General features: G+C 63.5%; 15 protein-coding genes. 10 read left to right on the top strand and 5 right to left on the bottom strand.

Going from position 1 to position 17,126, the window contains the following annotated elements:
- Nucleotides 1-2 precede the first annotated feature (2 nt).
- Nucleotides 3-713: a response regulator gene (locus BMZ70_RS11565; protein WP_092273934.1), complete on the bottom strand. Its 711-nt coding sequence runs from the start codon at nucleotides 711-713 to the stop codon at nucleotides 3-5.
- Between the two features lie 192 nt (nucleotides 714-905).
- Between BMZ70_RS11565 and BMZ70_RS11560 the strand changes: the two genes are divergently transcribed.
- The 6 genes from BMZ70_RS11560 to BMZ70_RS11535 are packed head-to-tail and all read left to right on the top strand — an operon-like array spanning nucleotide 906 to nucleotide 7,614.
- Nucleotides 906-1,967 (top strand): porin, encoded by a 1,062-nt coding sequence (locus BMZ70_RS11560; RefSeq protein WP_092273932.1) that lies wholly within the window; start codon nucleotides 906-908, stop codon nucleotides 1,965-1,967.
- A 1-nt stretch (nucleotide 1,968) separates the two neighbouring features.
- Nucleotides 1,969-2,937: a Bug family tripartite tricarboxylate transporter substrate binding protein gene (locus tag BMZ70_RS11555; protein WP_092273929.1), complete on the top strand. Its 969-nt coding sequence runs from the start codon at nucleotides 1,969-1,971 to the stop codon at nucleotides 2,935-2,937.
- Between the two features lie 23 nt (nucleotides 2,938-2,960).
- Entirely contained in the window at nucleotides 2,961-4,046 is a 1,086-nt protein-coding gene (locus BMZ70_RS11550) for an ABC transporter substrate-binding protein (RefSeq protein WP_092277768.1), read from the top strand.
- A 12-nt stretch (nucleotides 4,047-4,058) separates the two neighbouring features.
- Nucleotides 4,059-5,828 (top strand): ABC transporter permease, encoded by a 1,770-nt coding sequence (locus BMZ70_RS11545; RefSeq protein ID WP_092273926.1) that lies wholly within the window; start codon nucleotides 4,059-4,061, stop codon nucleotides 5,826-5,828.
- Between the two features lie 37 nt (nucleotides 5,829-5,865).
- Nucleotides 5,866-6,936, top strand: a complete 1,071-nt coding sequence (locus BMZ70_RS11540) for an ABC transporter ATP-binding protein (RefSeq protein ID WP_092273923.1) — start codon at nucleotides 5,866-5,868, stop codon at nucleotides 6,934-6,936.
- 51 nt (nucleotides 6,937-6,987) lie between these two features.
- Nucleotides 6,988-7,614, top strand: a complete 627-nt coding sequence (locus BMZ70_RS11535) for a 4'-phosphopantetheinyl transferase family protein (RefSeq protein WP_092273920.1) — start codon at nucleotides 6,988-6,990, stop codon at nucleotides 7,612-7,614.
- Between the two features lie 99 nt (nucleotides 7,615-7,713).
- Here BMZ70_RS11535 and BMZ70_RS11530 read toward each other — a convergent pair whose 3' ends face one another.
- Together BMZ70_RS11530 and BMZ70_RS11525 are read right to left on the bottom strand one after the other, a co-directional pair.
- Nucleotides 7,714-8,271, bottom strand: a complete 558-nt coding sequence (locus BMZ70_RS11530) for an outer membrane beta-barrel protein (RefSeq protein WP_165403487.1) — start codon at nucleotides 8,269-8,271, stop codon at nucleotides 7,714-7,716.
- 113 nt (nucleotides 8,272-8,384) lie between these two features.
- Nucleotides 8,385-9,014: an energy transducer TonB gene (locus tag BMZ70_RS11525; RefSeq protein ID WP_092273914.1), complete on the bottom strand. Its 630-nt coding sequence runs from the start codon at nucleotides 9,012-9,014 to the stop codon at nucleotides 8,385-8,387.
- A gap of 143 nt (nucleotides 9,015-9,157) precedes the next feature.
- Here BMZ70_RS11525 and BMZ70_RS11520 point away from each other — a divergent pair, with 143 nt between their 5' ends.
- The 4 genes from BMZ70_RS11520 to BMZ70_RS11505 all read left to right on the top strand — a co-directional run bounded on the left by BMZ70_RS11520 (nucleotide 9,158) and on the right by BMZ70_RS11505 (nucleotide 14,016).
- On the top strand, nucleotides 9,158-9,796 hold the full coding sequence (locus tag BMZ70_RS11520; protein WP_092273910.1) for a response regulator transcription factor: 639 nt from the start codon (nucleotides 9,158-9,160) through the stop codon (nucleotides 9,794-9,796).
- Complete coding sequence (locus BMZ70_RS11515) at nucleotides 9,796-11,079, top strand: sensor histidine kinase (RefSeq protein WP_092273907.1); 1,284 nt, start codon at nucleotides 9,796-9,798, stop codon at nucleotides 11,077-11,079. The genes BMZ70_RS11520 and BMZ70_RS11515 overlap by 1 nt, the downstream gene beginning before the upstream one ends.
- A 133-nt stretch (nucleotides 11,080-11,212) precedes the next feature.
- Nucleotides 11,213-13,120 carry an MFS transporter gene (locus tag BMZ70_RS11510; RefSeq protein WP_092273904.1) on the top strand — a complete coding sequence of 636 codons (1,908 nt, stop codon included), beginning with the start codon at nucleotides 11,213-11,215 and terminating at the stop codon, nucleotides 13,118-13,120.
- A gap of 149 nt (nucleotides 13,121-13,269) precedes the next feature.
- Nucleotides 13,270-14,016, top strand: a complete 747-nt coding sequence (locus tag BMZ70_RS11505) for a hypothetical protein (RefSeq protein ID WP_229205378.1) — start codon at nucleotides 13,270-13,272, stop codon at nucleotides 14,014-14,016.
- A gap of 22 nt (nucleotides 14,017-14,038) precedes the next feature.
- On the opposite strand, the gene BMZ70_RS11500 is transcribed toward BMZ70_RS11505, so the two are convergent.
- Together BMZ70_RS11500 and BMZ70_RS11495 are read right to left on the bottom strand one after the other, a co-directional pair.
- Entirely contained in the window at nucleotides 14,039-15,568 is a 1,530-nt protein-coding gene (locus BMZ70_RS11500) for an ATP-binding response regulator (RefSeq protein WP_092273901.1), read from the bottom strand.
- Between the two features lie 5 nt (nucleotides 15,569-15,573).
- Nucleotides 15,574-17,052, bottom strand: a complete 1,479-nt coding sequence (locus BMZ70_RS11495) for an ATPase domain-containing protein (protein ID WP_092273898.1) — start codon at nucleotides 17,050-17,052, stop codon at nucleotides 15,574-15,576.
- Nucleotides 17,053-17,126: the final 74 nt, after the last annotated feature.

The raw sequence follows: 17,126 nt of genomic DNA, 5'->3' as shown, positions 1-17,126 counted from the left end.
GCTTAGCGCGGCGCGGCGGGCGTGCCGACGGCGGAACGCGGCTGCAGCACGTAGCCGATGCCGCGCAGGGTGGTGATGACGGCGGCATCGGGGCCGGGGATGTCGAGCTTCTTGCGCACGCGGTGGATGTACAGGTCGATGGCGTCGATGCCGGCGTCATCACCCAGCGAGAACACTTCATCGAACAGCTTTTCCTTCGCCACGGCGCGGCCGCTGCGGGTGATCAGGGTTTCCAGCACCGCGTGCTCGCGCGGCGTCAGCGCCATTGGATTGCCGGCGTAGCTGAACATGCGTGTCACCGTGTCGAAACTCAGCGCACCGCAGCTGTGCACCACCGCGCTGCCGACGCTGCGCCGCAGCAGCGCCTTCACGCGGGCTTCCAGTTCCGCCAGTTCGAACGGCTTTGCCAGGTAATCATCGGCGCCGAGATTCAATCCCTGCACGCGATCGTCCAGCCCGCCGCGCGCGGTCAGGATCAGCACCGGCGTCTTGCCACGCGGCCCACCGCGCGATCGCAGGCGCTTGAGCACATCCAGCCCGTCCATGCGAGGCAAGGTCAGGTCGAGGATCACCAGCGCGTAATCCTGCGTGTGCAGCAGCGCGTCCGCATCGGCGCCGTTGTCGGCGCATTCCACCGCCAGATTGGCGTCGCGCAGGGCCTTTGCCAGCCAATGCTGCAATTCAGTGTGGTCTTCAACTAACAGTATGCGCATGGGGACTTGCCAGTTCATTCAAATAAGTGCAGGGTAAGGCCAGCATCATGGCCCCGGCGCGTCGAAAAGGGAAGTCCCCGCCGTGCTTGTGGCCTGCAAGAGACATTGAAAGGCAATTGAAAGATTGACGCTCCTATAGTGGCAGCACTGATTGCGAAATCAGGTACAAAAAAACTACATATGGAGACACGCATGAAGAAATCCCCCTTGGCCATCGCGGCCGTGGCGATGATCGCCGCCGCCGGTAGCGCACACGCCCAATCGAATGTACAGGTCTACGGTCTGCTGGACGTGGGCATGGAAACCGCCAACAACCAGACCCCGACCGGCGGCAGCATGACCCGCGTGATCTCGGGCGGCATGAACACCTCGCGCTGGGGCCTGCGCGGCAGCGAAGACCTGGGCGGCGGCCTGAAAGCCGTGTTCAACCTCGAAGGCGGCATCCTGATGGACACCGGCGCGCAGGACGGCGCGCTGTTCAAGCGCCAGGCCAACGTCGGCCTGGAAGGCGCCTACGGGCGCGTGGTGGTGGGCCGCTCCTTCACCACCGTGTATGACACCGTGATCGGCTTCGACCCGATGGGCTTCGCACCGTTCTACTCGTGGGCCACCTCCGGCCCGGCCACCGGTCCAAGCAAATACGGCTTCACCACCCAGTACGACAACATCATCAAATACGCCGGCAGCTTCGGCGACTGGAAGATCGGCGCCAACTACGCGGCCGGCGAGCAAACTACCGGCACCCAGGACAGTGCCAAGACCGGTTTCAGCACCGTCTACAAAATCGGCGACGCCAACCTGATGGCGACCTGGGAGCGCAACAACGGCAACACCGTGGTCGCCACCGGCAATCGCGACAAGAACACCGTGTGGCACATCGGCGCCAATTACGAAACCGGTCCGTGGAAACTGTGGGCCGTGCTGCGCGACTACAAGCTGGTGGCCGGCAAGGCGCTCACCGCCGATGTCGACGCCACTACCACCTGGGGCGGCGTGGCTTACAAAACCGGCGCCACCACGCTGACCGGGGCGGTCTACCACGTCAACGTCAAGAACGTCGCCGCCGGCAAGGACGCCGATCCGACCATGTACGTGGCGCGCTACCGCTACGCGCTGTCGAAGCGCACCGACCTGCACGTGACGGCGGCCTACGCGAAAGCCCGCAATGGCCAGTTCACCGGCCTGTCGCGCGACGACGCCGGCTACGGCACCAGCCAGCACGGCCTGACCATCGGCATGCAGCACCGCTACTGATATGAAAACCCTGCTGGCACTCATCTGCGCGCTGATGTTCGGCGCGGCGGCCCAGGCGGCGGGGCTGGAGTGCATCGTGCCGTCCAAACCGGGCGGCGCGATGGACCTGACCTGCAAGCTGGCGCAGAAAGGCTTGGCCGGCCTGCGCGAGACGCCCAATCCGCCGCCGTCGGACATGCACATCACCTACCTGCCGGGCGGGATCGGCGCGGTGGCGTGGCACTCGCTGGTGTCGCGCCGCCGCACCGAGCCGAATACGCTGGTGGCGTTTTCCGGCGGCTCGCTGCTGAATCTCGCCCAGGGCAAGTTCGGCAAGGTGAAATCGTCGGACGTGCGCTGGGTGGCGGCGCTGGGTGCGGACTACGGCATGATCGCGGTACGCGCCGATTCGCCCTACAAGACCTTGCACGATCTGGTCGCGGCGCTGAAGGCCAATCCGCAGAAGGTGCTGATCGGCGTGTCCGGCACCATCGGCAGCCAGGACTGGCTGAAGATGGCGCTGCTGTCGAAGAGCGCCGGCATCGATCCGAAAGCGCTGCGCTTCGTGGCGCTGGAGGGGGGCGGCGAAGCTTTCACCGCCATGCACGCCAACTTTGTGCATGTGGTGTCGGGCGACGCCAGCGAGGCCTCGCTGTACGCCGGCAGCGGCAACACGCGGGTGCTGGCGGTGCTGTCCGAACAGCGGTTGCCGGGCGTGCTGGCCAACGTGCCGACCGCGCGCGAGCAGGGCTTCGATGTGGTGTGGCCGATCATTCGCGGCGTGTGGATGGGGCCTAACGTACCGGATGAGGATTACCGGCACTGGGTGTCTCACTTCGACCGCGTGCTGGCCAGCCCGCAGTTTGCGCAGATGCGTGCCGCATCTGGTTTATATCCCTTCGGGCTGACCGGCGATGCGCTGGCGGCCTATGTCAAGAAAGCCGTGGACGACTACGGCAAGCGAGCCGCTGAACTAGGCCTCGTACGCTAAACAAAAACTTTTGGAGATTTATGATGATAGTGAAGACCACTGTGGCCGCCGCATGCGCGTTTTTTGCCGGATCGGCGCTGGCGCAGGTGCCGGCGGGCTATCCGGCCGATTACCAGAAGATCATCGACGGCGCTAAAAAAGAGGGCAAGCTGGTGATCTACGGCGCCACCGACAGCAAGGCCACGCAGCCGCTGATCAAGGATTTCAGCGCCATGTACCCTGGCATCACGGTCGAATACAACGACATGAATTCGACCGAGGTGTACAACCGCTTCATCTCCGAAGTAGCGGCCGGCGGCAATACCGCCGACGCCATGTGGTCGTCGGCGATGGACCTGCAAATGCGCCTGGCCTCGGACGGCTACGCGCTGCAATACAAGTCGGTGGAAGCGTCGAAGATTCCCGGCTGGGCGGTGTGGGACGACAAGGCTTACGGCACCACCTTCGAACCGGCCGCCATCGTCTACAACAAGCGTCTGGTCGACGCCAAGGAAGTGCCGCAGACGCACGCCGATTTCATGGCGCTGATCCAGCAGCCAAAGTTCAAGGACAAGGTCACCACCTACGACATCGAAAAATCCGGCGTCGGCTTTATGTTCATGACGCAGGATGCGCGCGAGTATGCGAAGTTCATCGACCTGGAAAACGCCTTCGGCGTGGCCAAGGTGCGCGTGCAATCGTCGACCGGCACCATGATGGAGCGTATCTCGTCGGGCGAAAACCTGATCGGCTACAACGTGCTGGGCTCCTACGCGCTGGTGCGCGCCAAGACCGATCCTTCGATCGGCGTGGTGCTGCCGAAAGATTACACGCTGGTGATGTCGCGCGTGTTCTTCATCAACAAGGCAGCGAAGAACGTCAACGCCGCCAAGCTGTGGCTCGACTACATGCTGTCGCATCGCGGCCAGACCATCATCGCCAACGACTCCAAGCTGTTTGCGATCCGTGCCGACGTCACCGGCGAAACCACGTCGGCGGAACTGATCAAGCAAATCGGCAACGACAAGATCAAGCCGGTGCCGGTGCACCCGATCCTGCTGCAATTCCTGGGACCGGCCAAGCGCATGGCCTTCCTCAAGCAGTGGAAAGAAACCGCAGGCAAAAAGTAAGAGGTCCTCATCATGCAAACACTCGCTCACTCCGGCCGGCCAAGCTTCAACTGGCCGCGCGGCGTGGTCGTGGCGCTGGCTTCCTGCGCCATCTTCCTGCCGCTGTTCCTGATTTTCTATCAAAGCTTTTTGAATGCGCCGTTCTTCATGCCGGCCAAGGAGCTGGGCCTGGATGCCTATCGCTTCATCTTTGAAGATCCCGACTTTGCGGTGGCCTTCAAAAACGCCTTCTGGCTGGCGAGCGGCCTGGCGTTGATTGCCGTGCCGCTGGGCGGCATGCTGGCGTTCCTGATGATCCGCACCGACCTGCCGGGCAAGGGCTTCATTGCGCCATGCCTGCTGGTGCCGATCTTCGTGTCGCCGATGGTGATGGGCTTCGGCTATGTGGTGGCGATGGGGCCGGTGGGCTTCTACTCGCTGTGGGCCAAGGATATTCTCGGCTTCATCCCGTGGAATATCTATTCATTCACCAGCATCGTGGTGATCGCCGGCCTGACCCACGTGCCGCACGTGTACCTGTACGCCTCGTCGGCGCTGAAGAGCCTCGGTTCGGATGTGGAAGAAGCGGCGCGCGTCACCGGCGCCTCGCCGCTGCAGGTGATGTTCAACGTCTCGCTGCCGATGATTACGCCGGCGCTGGCCTACGCCGGCGTGCTGGTGTTCTTCCTCGGCTTTGAAGTCTTCGGGCTGGTGCTGGTGCTGGGCGATCCGGAAGGCCACATGGTGCTGGCCACTTATCTGTACAAGCTGACCAACAAGCTCGGTACACCGTCGTATCACCTGATGGCTGCTGTCGCCGTCTGCCTGGTGATGGTGACGCTGCCGCTGGTGATGGTGCAGCGCTGGCTGCTCAAGTCATCCAATAAATTCGTATCGATCAAGGGCAAGGGCGCGCGCAGCAAGGCGATGCCGCTGGGCCGCTGGAAGTGGCTGGCGTTCGCGCTGATCTTCGGCTGGCTGATGTTCACCATCATCATGCCGATGTCGGGCATCGTGCTGCGCTCTTTCGTCCAGTATTGGGGCGAGGGCGTGAAGCTGGCCGACGTGCTGACCTTGCAGCACTTCCGTGAAATCCTGGAGCAGCCGGCGCTGGTGCGCGGCATCTTCAACACGGTGCTGATCGGCGTGGTCGGCGGCGGCTGCGCGGTGATCTGCTATTGCGCCATCGCGCTGGCCATGCACCGCAAGCCGGACATGATCACCCGCTTCCTCGACTACAGCGTGCTGGTGCCGCGTGCCGTGCCTGGCCTGCTGGCCGGCCTGTCCTTCCTGTGGGTGTTCCTGTTCGTGCCTAGCTGGCTGGATGGCGCCTTGAAGGGCATGGACAACGGCGCGGCGATCTGGCTTAGCGAGCATGCGATCCCGATGCTGCGCTCCCTGCGCTCCACCATCTTCGCATTGTGGCTGGCGTATTCGGTGGTGTGGCTGGCCTACGGCATGCGTTTGATTTCGACCGCGCTGCTGCAAGTGGGGCCAGAGCTGGAAGAAGCGGCGCGTGCGGTCGGCGCGACGCGCGGCCGGGTGACGCGCGATGTCACCGTCCCGCTGATCAAATACGGTTTGTTCGGCGCGTGGCTGATGGTGTTCCTGATCTTTGAACGCGAGTATTCGACCGGCGTGTACCTGCTGTCGCCGGGCACGGAGGTGATCGGCGCGCTGCTGGTGTCGCTGTGGGCGACCGGCTCCACCGATCTGGTGGCGGCGCTTTCGCTGATCAATATCGCGCTGGTGGCAGTCGGCCTCGGGATCGCGCTGCGCTTCGGCATCAAGCTGCATAACTAGGTAAGTAAGCTAAGAGAACATTATGAAACGAGACATCATGACTAACGAACTGACCGTCAATGATCTGCACCTGGACTACGGCAGCGGCGCCAGCGCCAACCCGATTCTCAAGGGCGTATCGATGCACCTGCAAAAAGGCGAAGTGGTGGCGCTGCTGGGGCCTTCGGGCAGCGGCAAGACCACGCTGCTGCGCGCCGTGGCCGGGCTGGAAAGCCCGAAGGCCGGCACCATCGCCATCGGCGACCGCACTGTGTTCGACGGCGCGCGCGGTTTCGAAATGCCGGCCGAGCAGCGCAACCTCGGGCTGGTGTTCCAGTCCTACGCGCTGTGGCCGCACAAGACGGTGTTCGACAACGTGGCCTACGGTCTCAAGCTGCGCAAGCTGGGTACCGCTGAAATCAAGGACAAGGTCAGCGACGTGCTGAAGAACCTTGGCCTCGGCCATCTGGCCGAGCGCTTCCCGCACCAGCTGTCCGGCGGCCAGCAGCAGCGCGTGGCGATTGCGCGCGCGCTGGTGTACAACCCACCGGTGATTCTGCTGGACGAACCGCTGTCCAACCTCGACGCCAAGCTGCGCGAGGAAGCACGCGCCTTCCTGCGTGAGCTGATTGTGCGACTCGGCTTGTCGGCGCTGATGGTCACCCACGACCAGGCCGAGGCGATGGCAATTTCGGACCGCATCCTGCTGCTCAATAACGGCAAGATCGAGCAGCAAGGCACGCCGCAAAGCATGTACGAAACGCCGGAGACCTTGTTCACGGCGGAGTTCATGGGCAGTAACAACAAGCTGCCGGCGCGCGTGGTGCAGCGCGACGGCCAGCAGGTGCAGCTCGACGTCAACGGCACTCGCCTGCAAGCGACGGCGCGCGGCGCGGCGGCCGAGGGCACCACCATCATCCGCGTGGAAGAGGTGAAGATCAGCGCCACGCAAGTCGACAACGCCATCGAACTGCCGCTGCTGACCTGCATGTACCTGGGCGACCGCTTCGAATGCCTGTTCAAGAGCGACGACGGCCAGACCAATCTGCGGGCCTACTCGCGCTACCGGCTGGAACCGGGCAGCCGTTACTGGCTGCAGCTGCCTACGGACAAACTCTGGGTGTTCTAAGCCGGTCGTCGTACTATAATGCCCTTTTGGTTCAGGGCAATAGTTCTCACGATGACGAAGGCTTCTTTCTGGATGGTGGATGCGGACGCGGTGACCGACGCCGAGCTGCAGCGCTTGCGCGGCTGGCTCTCGCCGGGCGAGATGGCGCGCCACCAGCGCTTCGTGCGCGCGCAGCGGCAGCGCCAGTTCGTGGTCGGCCGGGTGCTGCTGCGCATGGCGCTGGGCCGCTTGCTCGGCGTGACGCCGCAGGAGATCAAGCTGGAAGAGCAGGTGGGCAAGGCGCCGCGCCTGGCCGCGCCGGTGATCAAGGGCGTGCAGCCCGGTTTCAGCATCGCCCACAGCGGCCGCTGGGTGGCGTGCGCGGTCAGCGCGCACACTGCGCTGGGGCTGGACATTGAAATGAAGGACGGGACGCGCGACCTCAATGCGCTGGCGGCGCAGGCGTTCGATAGTGTCGAGATGTCGCAGTGGGAGCGCCTGCAAGGCCTGTCCGGCGATGAGCGTGTGGAAGGTTTCTACCGGTTGTGGAGCGAGAAGGAAGCCCGCTTCAAGCTGGGCATCACCGGCGGCGGCCATTGCCTGGTGCTGCCGCATGCGGAATTGTCGATGGTGCTGTGCACTGACAAACCGCTGGAAAAGCCACCGCTCATTGAAGTAGTAACTCTCTCAGCTTCGTGAATCGCCGTCATTCCGGCGCAGGCCGGAATCCATACTGAGTGTGCTTTACTTCAAGCGTTCTATAGGTTCCGGCCTGCGCCGGAACGACGGTGGTGGTGCTTAGAACGAGTAACGCACGCCGGCCGACACGAAGTCTGCCTTGATGTGGTCGCCGCCGTCTTTGGCGATCTTGCCGAAGTTTTCGTACTCAGCCACGAAGCTCACGTTTTTGTTCAGCGCGAACGATGCGCCGACGCTGATATATGGCGAGGTGCGGTTGTCCGACGCGCTGTCCGAGAAACCAGCAGCCGATGCCGATACTTTCACGTGGGTCGAAGCCACGCCAACTTTACCGAACACCGAGAACTGCTCGTTCAGCGGCAGGGTGCCGGTAGCGGCCAGGTAAATCGATTTAGGCTCGGAAGCGATGCGCGCGCCGTTGCCCGATTTTTCTGCTTCGCGCAGGTCAGCAAAACCGACTTCGAAACCGAAGTTCTGGTTGTAGGTGTAGCCGCCGTACAGTTTGTACGCGGTGGTGCTTTCCTTGAAGCTGTAGCCATCAACTTCGATTTTTTGCTCGGCACGGCCGACGTTGCCGCCGATGTAGGCGCCTTCAGCTTGGGCTGCCAGTGGGGCCGCCAGGGCTGCGATCAGTGCTGCGAAGATAGTTTTTTTCATGTTGCTCTCTCTTATAGTGGGGCGAAAAAGCGAAACGGGACTACACGTCACGTTTCGCAGGGGCAACATTATATAGAAGCGTAGCAAATAATGCAAATCTGCGGCGGCTGGGCTTAATCGTTCAGGCTCCAGACGTACTGCATGCGGGTCCAGGATTGCTGGGCTACGCCGTCCACCGTACCAGGCTTGAACTTGCATAAACTCAGGCCCGCCTGGGCGGCGCGGTCGAGTTCGCGGAAGCCGCTGGAACGCTCAATACGCGAGTCGGCCACCTTGCCATCGGTGCCGATCAGCAGGGCCAGCATGACGGTGCCGGTGTCGCCGTTGCGCAGGGAGGACTTGGGGTAGTCCGGTTTGGTGCAGGCGTTGGCGTCCACCACAGCGGCGACCACGGCGGGTGCGGCCTTGACTGGCGCCGCCTTGACGTCGCCGGTGTCGGCCGGCCTCGCCACGGGCGGCTGTTCAGGCGGCCGCTCGGTGGTCCTGCTGAGCGGCGGCGCATCGGTGAAGACGTCCACCACCGGTTCCGGCACGAAGATCGTCTTCGGCGGCGATAGTACCGGTTCATCCACTTGCACGTCGCGCACCTTGGGTGGCGGCGGATCCAGATTGGGCACCAGATCGATCACCGGCGGCGCTGAATGGAACACGGTCAACTTCGATCCGTGCAAGAAGGCGGCCAGCAGCAGTACATGCAGCAGGACCACCGTGGTCATGCCCGTCAGGTTCTTCTTTTGATTCATGACTACTCCTCTGTGGTGGTAAATATTGCTATGTATTGGAAGTATACTATTCCATTGAATAGTAAAAACAAAGCGCTTTTTGCGCTGTCATGGTGTGTTATGCTTCCACCATCAAGCAATGGAATGCACTTAGAGGTAGTAAAATGAAGAAAATACGCGTAATGCTGGCGGACGACCATCCGATTGTGATGACCGGCTTTGCCATGTCGCTGGAGGGGCAGGGGCTGGAAGTGGTGGCGCAGGCGCGTACGCCGGACGAGGCGCTGGCGCAGTACCGTCAGTTGCAGCCGGATGTGCTCGTGCTCGACATTCGCTTTGGCGAGCAATTGACCGGACTGGATGTGGCCAAGCAGATTCTCGCCGACACACCATCGGCCGCCATCGTCTTCCTCAGCCAGTTCGACCAGGACAGCCTCATCAAGGAAACCTACCGTCTCGGCGGTCGCGCCTTCATGACCAAGGACTGCGATCCTTCAGACCTGGCCGCCGCCGTGCGGCGGGCGCATGGCGGCGAGCTGTACTTCCTGCCGCATATCGCCGAACGGCTGGCCAATTTGTCGGTGCGCGGCGACGTCTCGCCGCAGTCGCAACTGGACGAGCGCGCGCTGGAAATCTTTACGCTGATGGCGGAAGGGCTGACCAACGCCGAAATCGCCGAGAAGCTCGATGTCTCCACCAAGACCATCAGCAATATCAGCCAGGCGGTGAAGGAAAAGCTGGGCGTCCACCGTCCGGCCTACATCACCAAGCTGGCCGTCAAGCATGGCCTGATTGAGCCCTGATGCGCTGGCAAGTCTGGCGCGGCTGGAGCGTGCGCACGCGGCTGATGGCGATGACCGCCATTCCACTGGCCTATCTGTTTGCCAGCTTTGTCTGGTACGCCTATCAGTCGCGCCTGTCGGAAGTGCACGAGGAGATGGCCGAGCGCGGTCCGCTGGTGGCCAAGGTGCTGGCCGACAGCAGCGAGTTCAGCCTGGTGTCGCACCGCTACGATGATTTGAAGCTGACCATCAACGGCCTGCTGCGCGCCGATCCGAGCATTTATCGCATCGATGTACTGGACGCGCAGCGGCGCGAGCTGGTGCATGCGGCTGCCCGCGTCGCCGGCGAACCGGAGGCGCGCTACTACGAGGCTCCCGTGCTCAAGCGCCTGATGTGGGTCGCCATGCTGGGGCCGGATGGCAAGCCGTATCAGAAGGACCGGCCGGCCGGCGCCAGCGGCGCAACGGTGGAGACGATGGGCTATGTGCGGGTGACCATGTCGCCGTCGGCGCTGCTGCTCAAGCAGACGCGCCGGTTTTATGTCGAACTGCTGGTCGCCAGCCTCGGCTTGCTGGCGTGCGTGCTGTTGGCGTGGCAGCTGGCCAAGGGACTCAATGCGTCGCTGCATGCGTCGATGCAGGCGCTGCGAGAGGCCGATGCCGAGAAGCGGCGCCTGATCGGCAAAGTCAATACAGCGGTGGAGGACGAACGCCAGAGCATCGCGCTGGAGATTCACGACGAGTTGAACGCGACCCTGATCGCGGCCCGGCTGGAGGCGCAGCGGATTGCCGATCTCAGCCCGGAGGGCGAGGTGCGCGAGAAGGCGCAATCCATCATCAAGCTGACGCTGGGCCTGTACAACAGCGGACGGGCACTGGTGCGCCGTTTGCGGCCGGAGGTGCTGGATATGCTGGGCCTCGACGGGGCTTTGGAGGAGATGGTGCGCCACTATGACAGCGCGCGCAGCGGCTGCCGCTTCGATTTGCACGCGCATGGCGACTTCTCGGGCATGGAGAGCGGTATTGCTATCTCGGCGTATCGCATTGTGCAGGAAGCCTTGTCCAACATCGTGAAACATGCACGTGCAACGCAGGCGACGGTGAGCTTGTCGCTTGAGGCGGGCGAGTTGGGCATGCAGATCGCCGACAACGGCGTGGGCTTCGACACGGCCCAGGCTTCGGCCGGCATCGGGCTGATCGGCATGCGTGAACGGGTGTACGCGGCAGGCGGCCGGATCAGCATCGACGCCGGACTGGCCGCTGGGACTCGTATCAGCATTGCAATGCCAATCAGAGCCGCATAAACGGATGACTGGGGACTTGGGCCGATTGATCGGCCGCAGTCACCTTGCTTTTAAGCATGCCAAGAGCCGCCAGCGTGCGGTTATAATCCGTTCAATCTTTCCGGAAACTTCATATTGAACGGAACCGCCGCACATGAGCCAGCCCAACCAGTTTTCCCTGTTGAAGCAGCGCCGCTTCGCGCCGTTTTTCTGGACCCAGTTCCTCGGCGCGTTTAACGATAATTTGTTCAAGACCGCGCTGGTGGTCATCATCACTTTCGATGCCATGAGCTGGACCACGATGTCGCCGTCGCTGGTCACGAACCTGATTCCCGGCCTGTTCATCCTGCCATATGTGCTGTTCTCGGCCACCGCCGGCCAGCTGGCCGACAAGTTCGAGAAGTCCAGCCTGACGCGCTTCGTCAAGTGGCTGGAAGTGGCCATCATGTGCGTGGCCGGCATCGGCTGGGTCACGCATCATCTCTGGCTGCTGATCGCCGCCGTGGTGGGCATGGGCGTGCATTCGACGCTGTTCGGCCCCGTCAAATATGCCTACCTGCCGCAGCAGTTGAAGCCGGAGGAACTCATCGGCGGCAACGGCGTCACCGAGATGGGCACCTTCGTCGGCATCCTGATGGGCGAGGTGCTGGGCGCGGTGCTGGTGGTGCAGCAGCCGCACGGCCTGCTGCTGGAAGCCGCCGCCACCGTTTGCGTTGCGGCGATGGGGCTGGCCGCCGCCTACCGCATTCCGCTGTCGCCGGCGCCGGCGCCGGAACTCAAGGTGAGCTGGAACTTTATCGGCGAGTCGATCCGCAATATCAATTTCTCGCGCAAGAACCGTTCTGTGTTCCTGTCCATGCTGGGTAACTCGTGGTTCTGGTTCTACGGCGCGCTGGTGCTGGCGCAGTTCCCGGTCTACGCCAAGGATTACCTGCACGGCGACCACGGCGCCTTCGTTCTGCTGTTGACGATTTTCTCGCTCGGCGTGGGCAGCGGTTCGCTGCTGTGTGAGCGCTTGTCGGGCCGCAAGGTGGAGATCGGCCTGGTACCGTTCGGCTCCATTGGCCTGACGGTGTTTGGCGTGGATTTGTACTTTGCCAGCCTGGCCTTCAGTAGCACGGCGGTGGCAGCATCGGCAGGCGTGCACCTCGATGCATTCGCGCTGCTGGCGCAGCACGGCATGTGGCGCATCCTGTTCGATGTGCTGATGATCGGCATGTTCGGCGGTTTCTTCATCGTGCCGCTGTTCGCGCTGATCCAGCTGCGCTGCGACCCGGCCCACATTTCGCGCACCATCGCCGGCATGAACATCCTGAACGCGCTGTTCATGGTGGCGGCGGCCGGCCTGGCCATCGTGCTGCTGGGGCAGGGCCTGAGCATCCCGCAGCTGTTCCTCGTGACCGCGCTGTTGAACGCCGTGGTGGCGATCTACATCTTCTCGCTGGTGCCGGAATTCCTGATGCGCTTCCTGGCCTGGCTGCTGATCCACACCATCCACCGCGTGCACGTGGTGGACGCCGAGCGCATTCCGGCCGAAGGCGCGGCGGTGCTGGTGTGTAACCACGTGTCGTATGTCGACGCCATCGTGATCGGCGCCGCCGCGCCGCGCCCGATTCGCTTCGTGATGGACCACCGCATCTTCAAGCTGCCGCTGCTGGGCTGGATCTTCCGCACCGCGCGCGCCATCCCGATCGCGCCGGCCAAGGAAGACCCGTGGCTGATGGAGAAGGCCTACGTTGATATCGCACAGGCGCTGCACGAAGGTGAACTGGTGTGCATCTTCCCGGAAGGGCAGCTTACGCGCACCGGCGATATCAATGACTTCAAGGGCGGCGTCGCCAAGATCATCGAGCGCACCAAGGTGCCGGTGATCCCGATGGCGCTGCGCGGTCTATGGGGCCATCTGTTGAGCCGCAACCAGGAGAATGTGTTCGAGCGCGTATTCCGCAAGGGCCTGCGTTCGCGCCTGGCGCTGGCGGTGGGCACGCCGGTGGCGCCGCAGGACGTGTCGCCGGACGATTTGAAGCAGCGCGTGGCGGCCCTGCGCGGCGACTGGAAATAAAGGTTTTTGCAACCAATGTCCATGTCATAGTGGTTAAAAAATGTAACTTACCACACGTTACAAATTACTTTTTTGTCTTTACAAGTTTTCCGTAGACTGCCCTGCGGCGCTTCACGAGAGCGTCGCACATCACTAGGGGAAAACTGATAATGCAAAAAACTTTGTACTCCACTTTGGCGGCGGCAGCGCTGCTGGCCCTGACCGCCTGCGGCGGCGATAACCTCCAGCAGCCACCGCCGCAAGCGGCGCCGGTGGCGCCGCCCAAGCCGGTGGCGTCCACCATCACCATCGACTTCAGCAAGGGCATCGACGGCTGGGTTGCCGGCGTGGCCGATTACAAGGACGATAACGAGCCGACCGAGACCGGCGCTGGCTGGTCCAAGCTGGCGCCGCCGGTGGGCGGCATGGGCTACTACCTGATTTCGCACAACAACAGCGACGACTTGTTCACCTTTACCAAGCGCCAGTTCAGTGGCCTGGTGCCGAACGCGAAATACACCGTGACCTTTGAGATGACCTACGCCACCAACGCCGCCACCGGCTGCTTCGGCGTCGGCGGTGCACGCGGCGACAGCATCTACATGGTAGCCGCCGCCACCACCGACGAACCGAAAGTGGTCAAGCAGGCCAGCGATAACCGCTATCGCCTGAACTTCGATCACGGCGACCAGGCCAACTCCGGCAAGCAGGGCAAGGTGCTGGGCACGCAAGGCATCGATGGCCTCGATTGCGGCGGCACCGAGTTTGCCAAGGCCACCCGCAAGTCGGACGAGGCGATCGCCTTCACCGCCGACAAGGACGGCAAGTTCTGGATCGTGCTGGGCACCGATTCGGCGTTCGAAGGCACCAACGACCTGTATCTGCTGGGCGCAGTGGCCAACGTCAAGCCGCAGTAAGTAGTAAGCAGTAAGCAGTAAGCTAGCGCGCCGCCTGGACCTGCTCGTGGTTTTGCCACGCGCCGGCCAGGCGGATGATCTGTCCCATTTCCACCGGCTTGACCAGGTGATGGTCGAAGCCCGCTTCCTCGGTGCGCCGGCGCGCATCGTGCTGGCCCCAGCCGGTAAGGGCCAGCAGCAGGATGCGCTCCGCGCCGGCGATCTGGCGGATCGCGCGTGCGGTGGCGTAGCCGTCCATGCCGGGCATGCCGAGGTCCATGATGATCATGTCCGGCGTCTGCTCCTGCACCGACGCCACCGCCGAGGCGCCGTCGTACACGGTGCGTGCATCGAAGCCGTCGATTTCCAGCAGGGCGGTGAGCGAATCGGCGGCGTCGTGGTTGTCGTCCACCACCAACACCTGCATCTTGCGGCCATCGGCGCCGGCCTGCTGCGCCAGCGGCACGGCGTCGCGCGCGCCGTGGTGGTCCAGCACCGGTAGGCGGATCAGGAATTCGCTGCCTTTGCCCATGCCTTCGCTGCGCGCACTAACGGTGCCGCCATGCATTTCGGCGAACTGGCGCGACAGGCTCAAGCCGATGCCGAGGCCACTGGAGAACTGGCCGTTGACGGTCTGGCTTTGCTCGAACATGCGGAAGATGCGCGGAATGGTGGCGGCATCGAGGCCGATGCCGTCGTCGCGGATGCTGACCAGCAGCGTGTCATCATCGGTGGTGGCGGATACCGTCACATGCCCGCCCTGCGGCGTGAACTTGATCGCGTTGGACAGGATGTTGGCATAGATTTGCACCACGCGCGCGTAGTCTACATTCAGCATCACCTCGTGCTGCGGCAGCCGCCAGGTGATGTGGATGCGTTTGGCGTCGGACGCCTGCTGGCACAATTCGCTCACATGGTTCATCACCGACGCCAGCGACACCAGCTGGCGCTGCAGCGTGATCTTGCCGCTGGTGATGCGCGCCACGTCCAGCAGGTCGTCGACCAGGCGGGTCAGCAGGCGCACCTGGCGTTCCACCATGTCGCGGATGCGGGCCACCGGCGCGGCGCCCGGATACAGGTGGGTGAGCAGCTGCACCGAGGTGCGGATCGGCGCCAGCGGATTGCGCAGTTCATGTCCGAGGCTGGCGAGGAATTCATCCTTGCGCCGCGCCGCTTCGCGCACCTGATACTGCTTGCTGCGCGCGCGCAGCGTGGCATGCAAGGCGGTGATCAGCGTTAGCGTGCGCACCGGGCGTTCCAGCAGGGCGAGGTTGCCCAGGGCTACCACCGCCTGCCGCACAATGGGCGAATCGGCGCCGATGCCGGTCAGCAGGATGATCGGCAGGTCGGACCAATCGGGCTGGCGCGCCACGCAGTCGCGCAGCAGCTTGAAGCCGCCCGGCGCCAGCGCTTCCTCCACCGTCAGCACCGCGCCTACGCCGCGCGCCAGTTCCTGCTCCAGCTCACCCAGCGTGGCGCAGACGTGGCTGTCGATGGCGGCCAGTCCCAGCACCCTGGCGGCGAGCGGCGCATCCTGTCCGATGGGAGCGTAGATCAGGATGCGCGTTTCCATGCTGCTCACTCCGCGCCGCTGCCGTCATAGGTCGGCACGCCGGTCAGCACGCCGTGCAAGTCTTTCAGCACCGGCCCCACGCGCAGGCCGTTGGCGCCAACTTCAAACCGGCGCAGCGTGCGTTCGTGCGCGCTGCCGCGCTTCTTGAATACCGAGATGGCTTGCTGCACTTCGCCGTTGACCTCGAAGTAGCGCAGCAGAATGACGTTGTCGGCCAGGTAGCTGGCGTCCACCGCGTTGGTCATGACGCTGCCCAGCATGCCTTGCTGCACGCCGACCAGGAGGGTCAGTACACCGCGCTGGCCCAGATAGGTCAGCAGTTCGTGCAGGTAGATGATGAGGAAGCGCTCGTCCGGCACCGCGTTGAGGTAGCCGTTCAGGCTGTCGATGACGACGATGCGCGTGCCGCTTTCCACCGCCTGCGTTACCGCTGTGGAGAATTCGCCCGGCGACAGCTCGGCCGGATCGATCTGCTGCACGGTCAGCAGCTGGCGCTCGATGGCGCCGTCCAGGTCGATGCCAATGCCCCGGCAGCGGTTCAACATGTTGTGGCGTCCCTCCTCGAACAGGAACATGGCGCAAGGCTCGCCGCGCTGCGTGGCGGCGTGCACGAACTGCGCCGCCAGCGAGGACTTGCCGGTGCCGGAAGGCCCGGTAATCAAGGTGCTCATGCCTTCTTCCAGTCCGCCGCCGACCAGCGCATCGAGCGCCGGCAGGCCGCTGGAGAGCTGGCGCCGCTGGGCCGCAGCGCGCGAGTCGGCGGCCACCAGGCGCGGATAGATTTGCAGCCCGCCCTGGATGATCCGGTAGTCGTGCGCGCCGCCGCGGAAGGCCACGCCGCGATACTTCACCACGCGCAGGCGGCGGCGTTCCGTGCCGTAAGCCTGGTCGGCCAGTTCCAGCGTCAGCACAGCGTGCGCCACGCTACGCACTTGCAGGTCGGTGCTGAGGGCGGTGCGATCGTCGAGGAGGATGGTGGTGCAGTGACGGACGCTCAGGTACTGCTTGAGCGCCAGCACCTGGCGCCGGTAGCGCAGCGGGCTTTCCGCCAGCAGCTGCAGCTCGGACAGCGAATCGAGCACCACCCGGCGCGGATGGTATTTTTCGATCGCCGCCAGGATGCGCTGGGTGGTGGCGCCCAGCTCAATTTCCGAGGGATGGAAAATGGTGTACTGCTGGTCCGGGTTGAGCGCCGCTTCATCGGGGATGATTTCCTCGACGTGGATGCCGGCCATGTCCCAGCCGTGCGATTGCGCCACGGCGCGCAGCTCGACCGACGTCTCGGCCAGCGTGATGTACAGGGTGGACTCGCCGCGCCGCACCCCCTCGTTGAGGAACTGCAGCGCCAGGGTGGTCTTGCCAGTGCCCGGTTCGCCCTCGACTAAATACAGCCGGTCGCTGGTCAGCCCGCCGGCGAGGATTTGGTCCAGGCCGGGTATGCCAGTGGATAGAAAATCGCTAGTAACGCCGTTTTGTGCTTGCATTGATAAGATCCGAAAACGTTAGTTTTTTGACGGATAAATATTAGCTGAAGCACTGAAAGTCTGGCGTTCGGTAG

Source organism: Duganella sp. CF402 (genome assembly GCF_900109645.1).
Lineage (GTDB): Bacteria > Pseudomonadota > Gammaproteobacteria > Burkholderiales > Burkholderiaceae_D > Rugamonas.
Note: the sequence above shows the minus strand (reverse complement) of the source record. Positions and strands in the feature narration are given on the sequence as shown.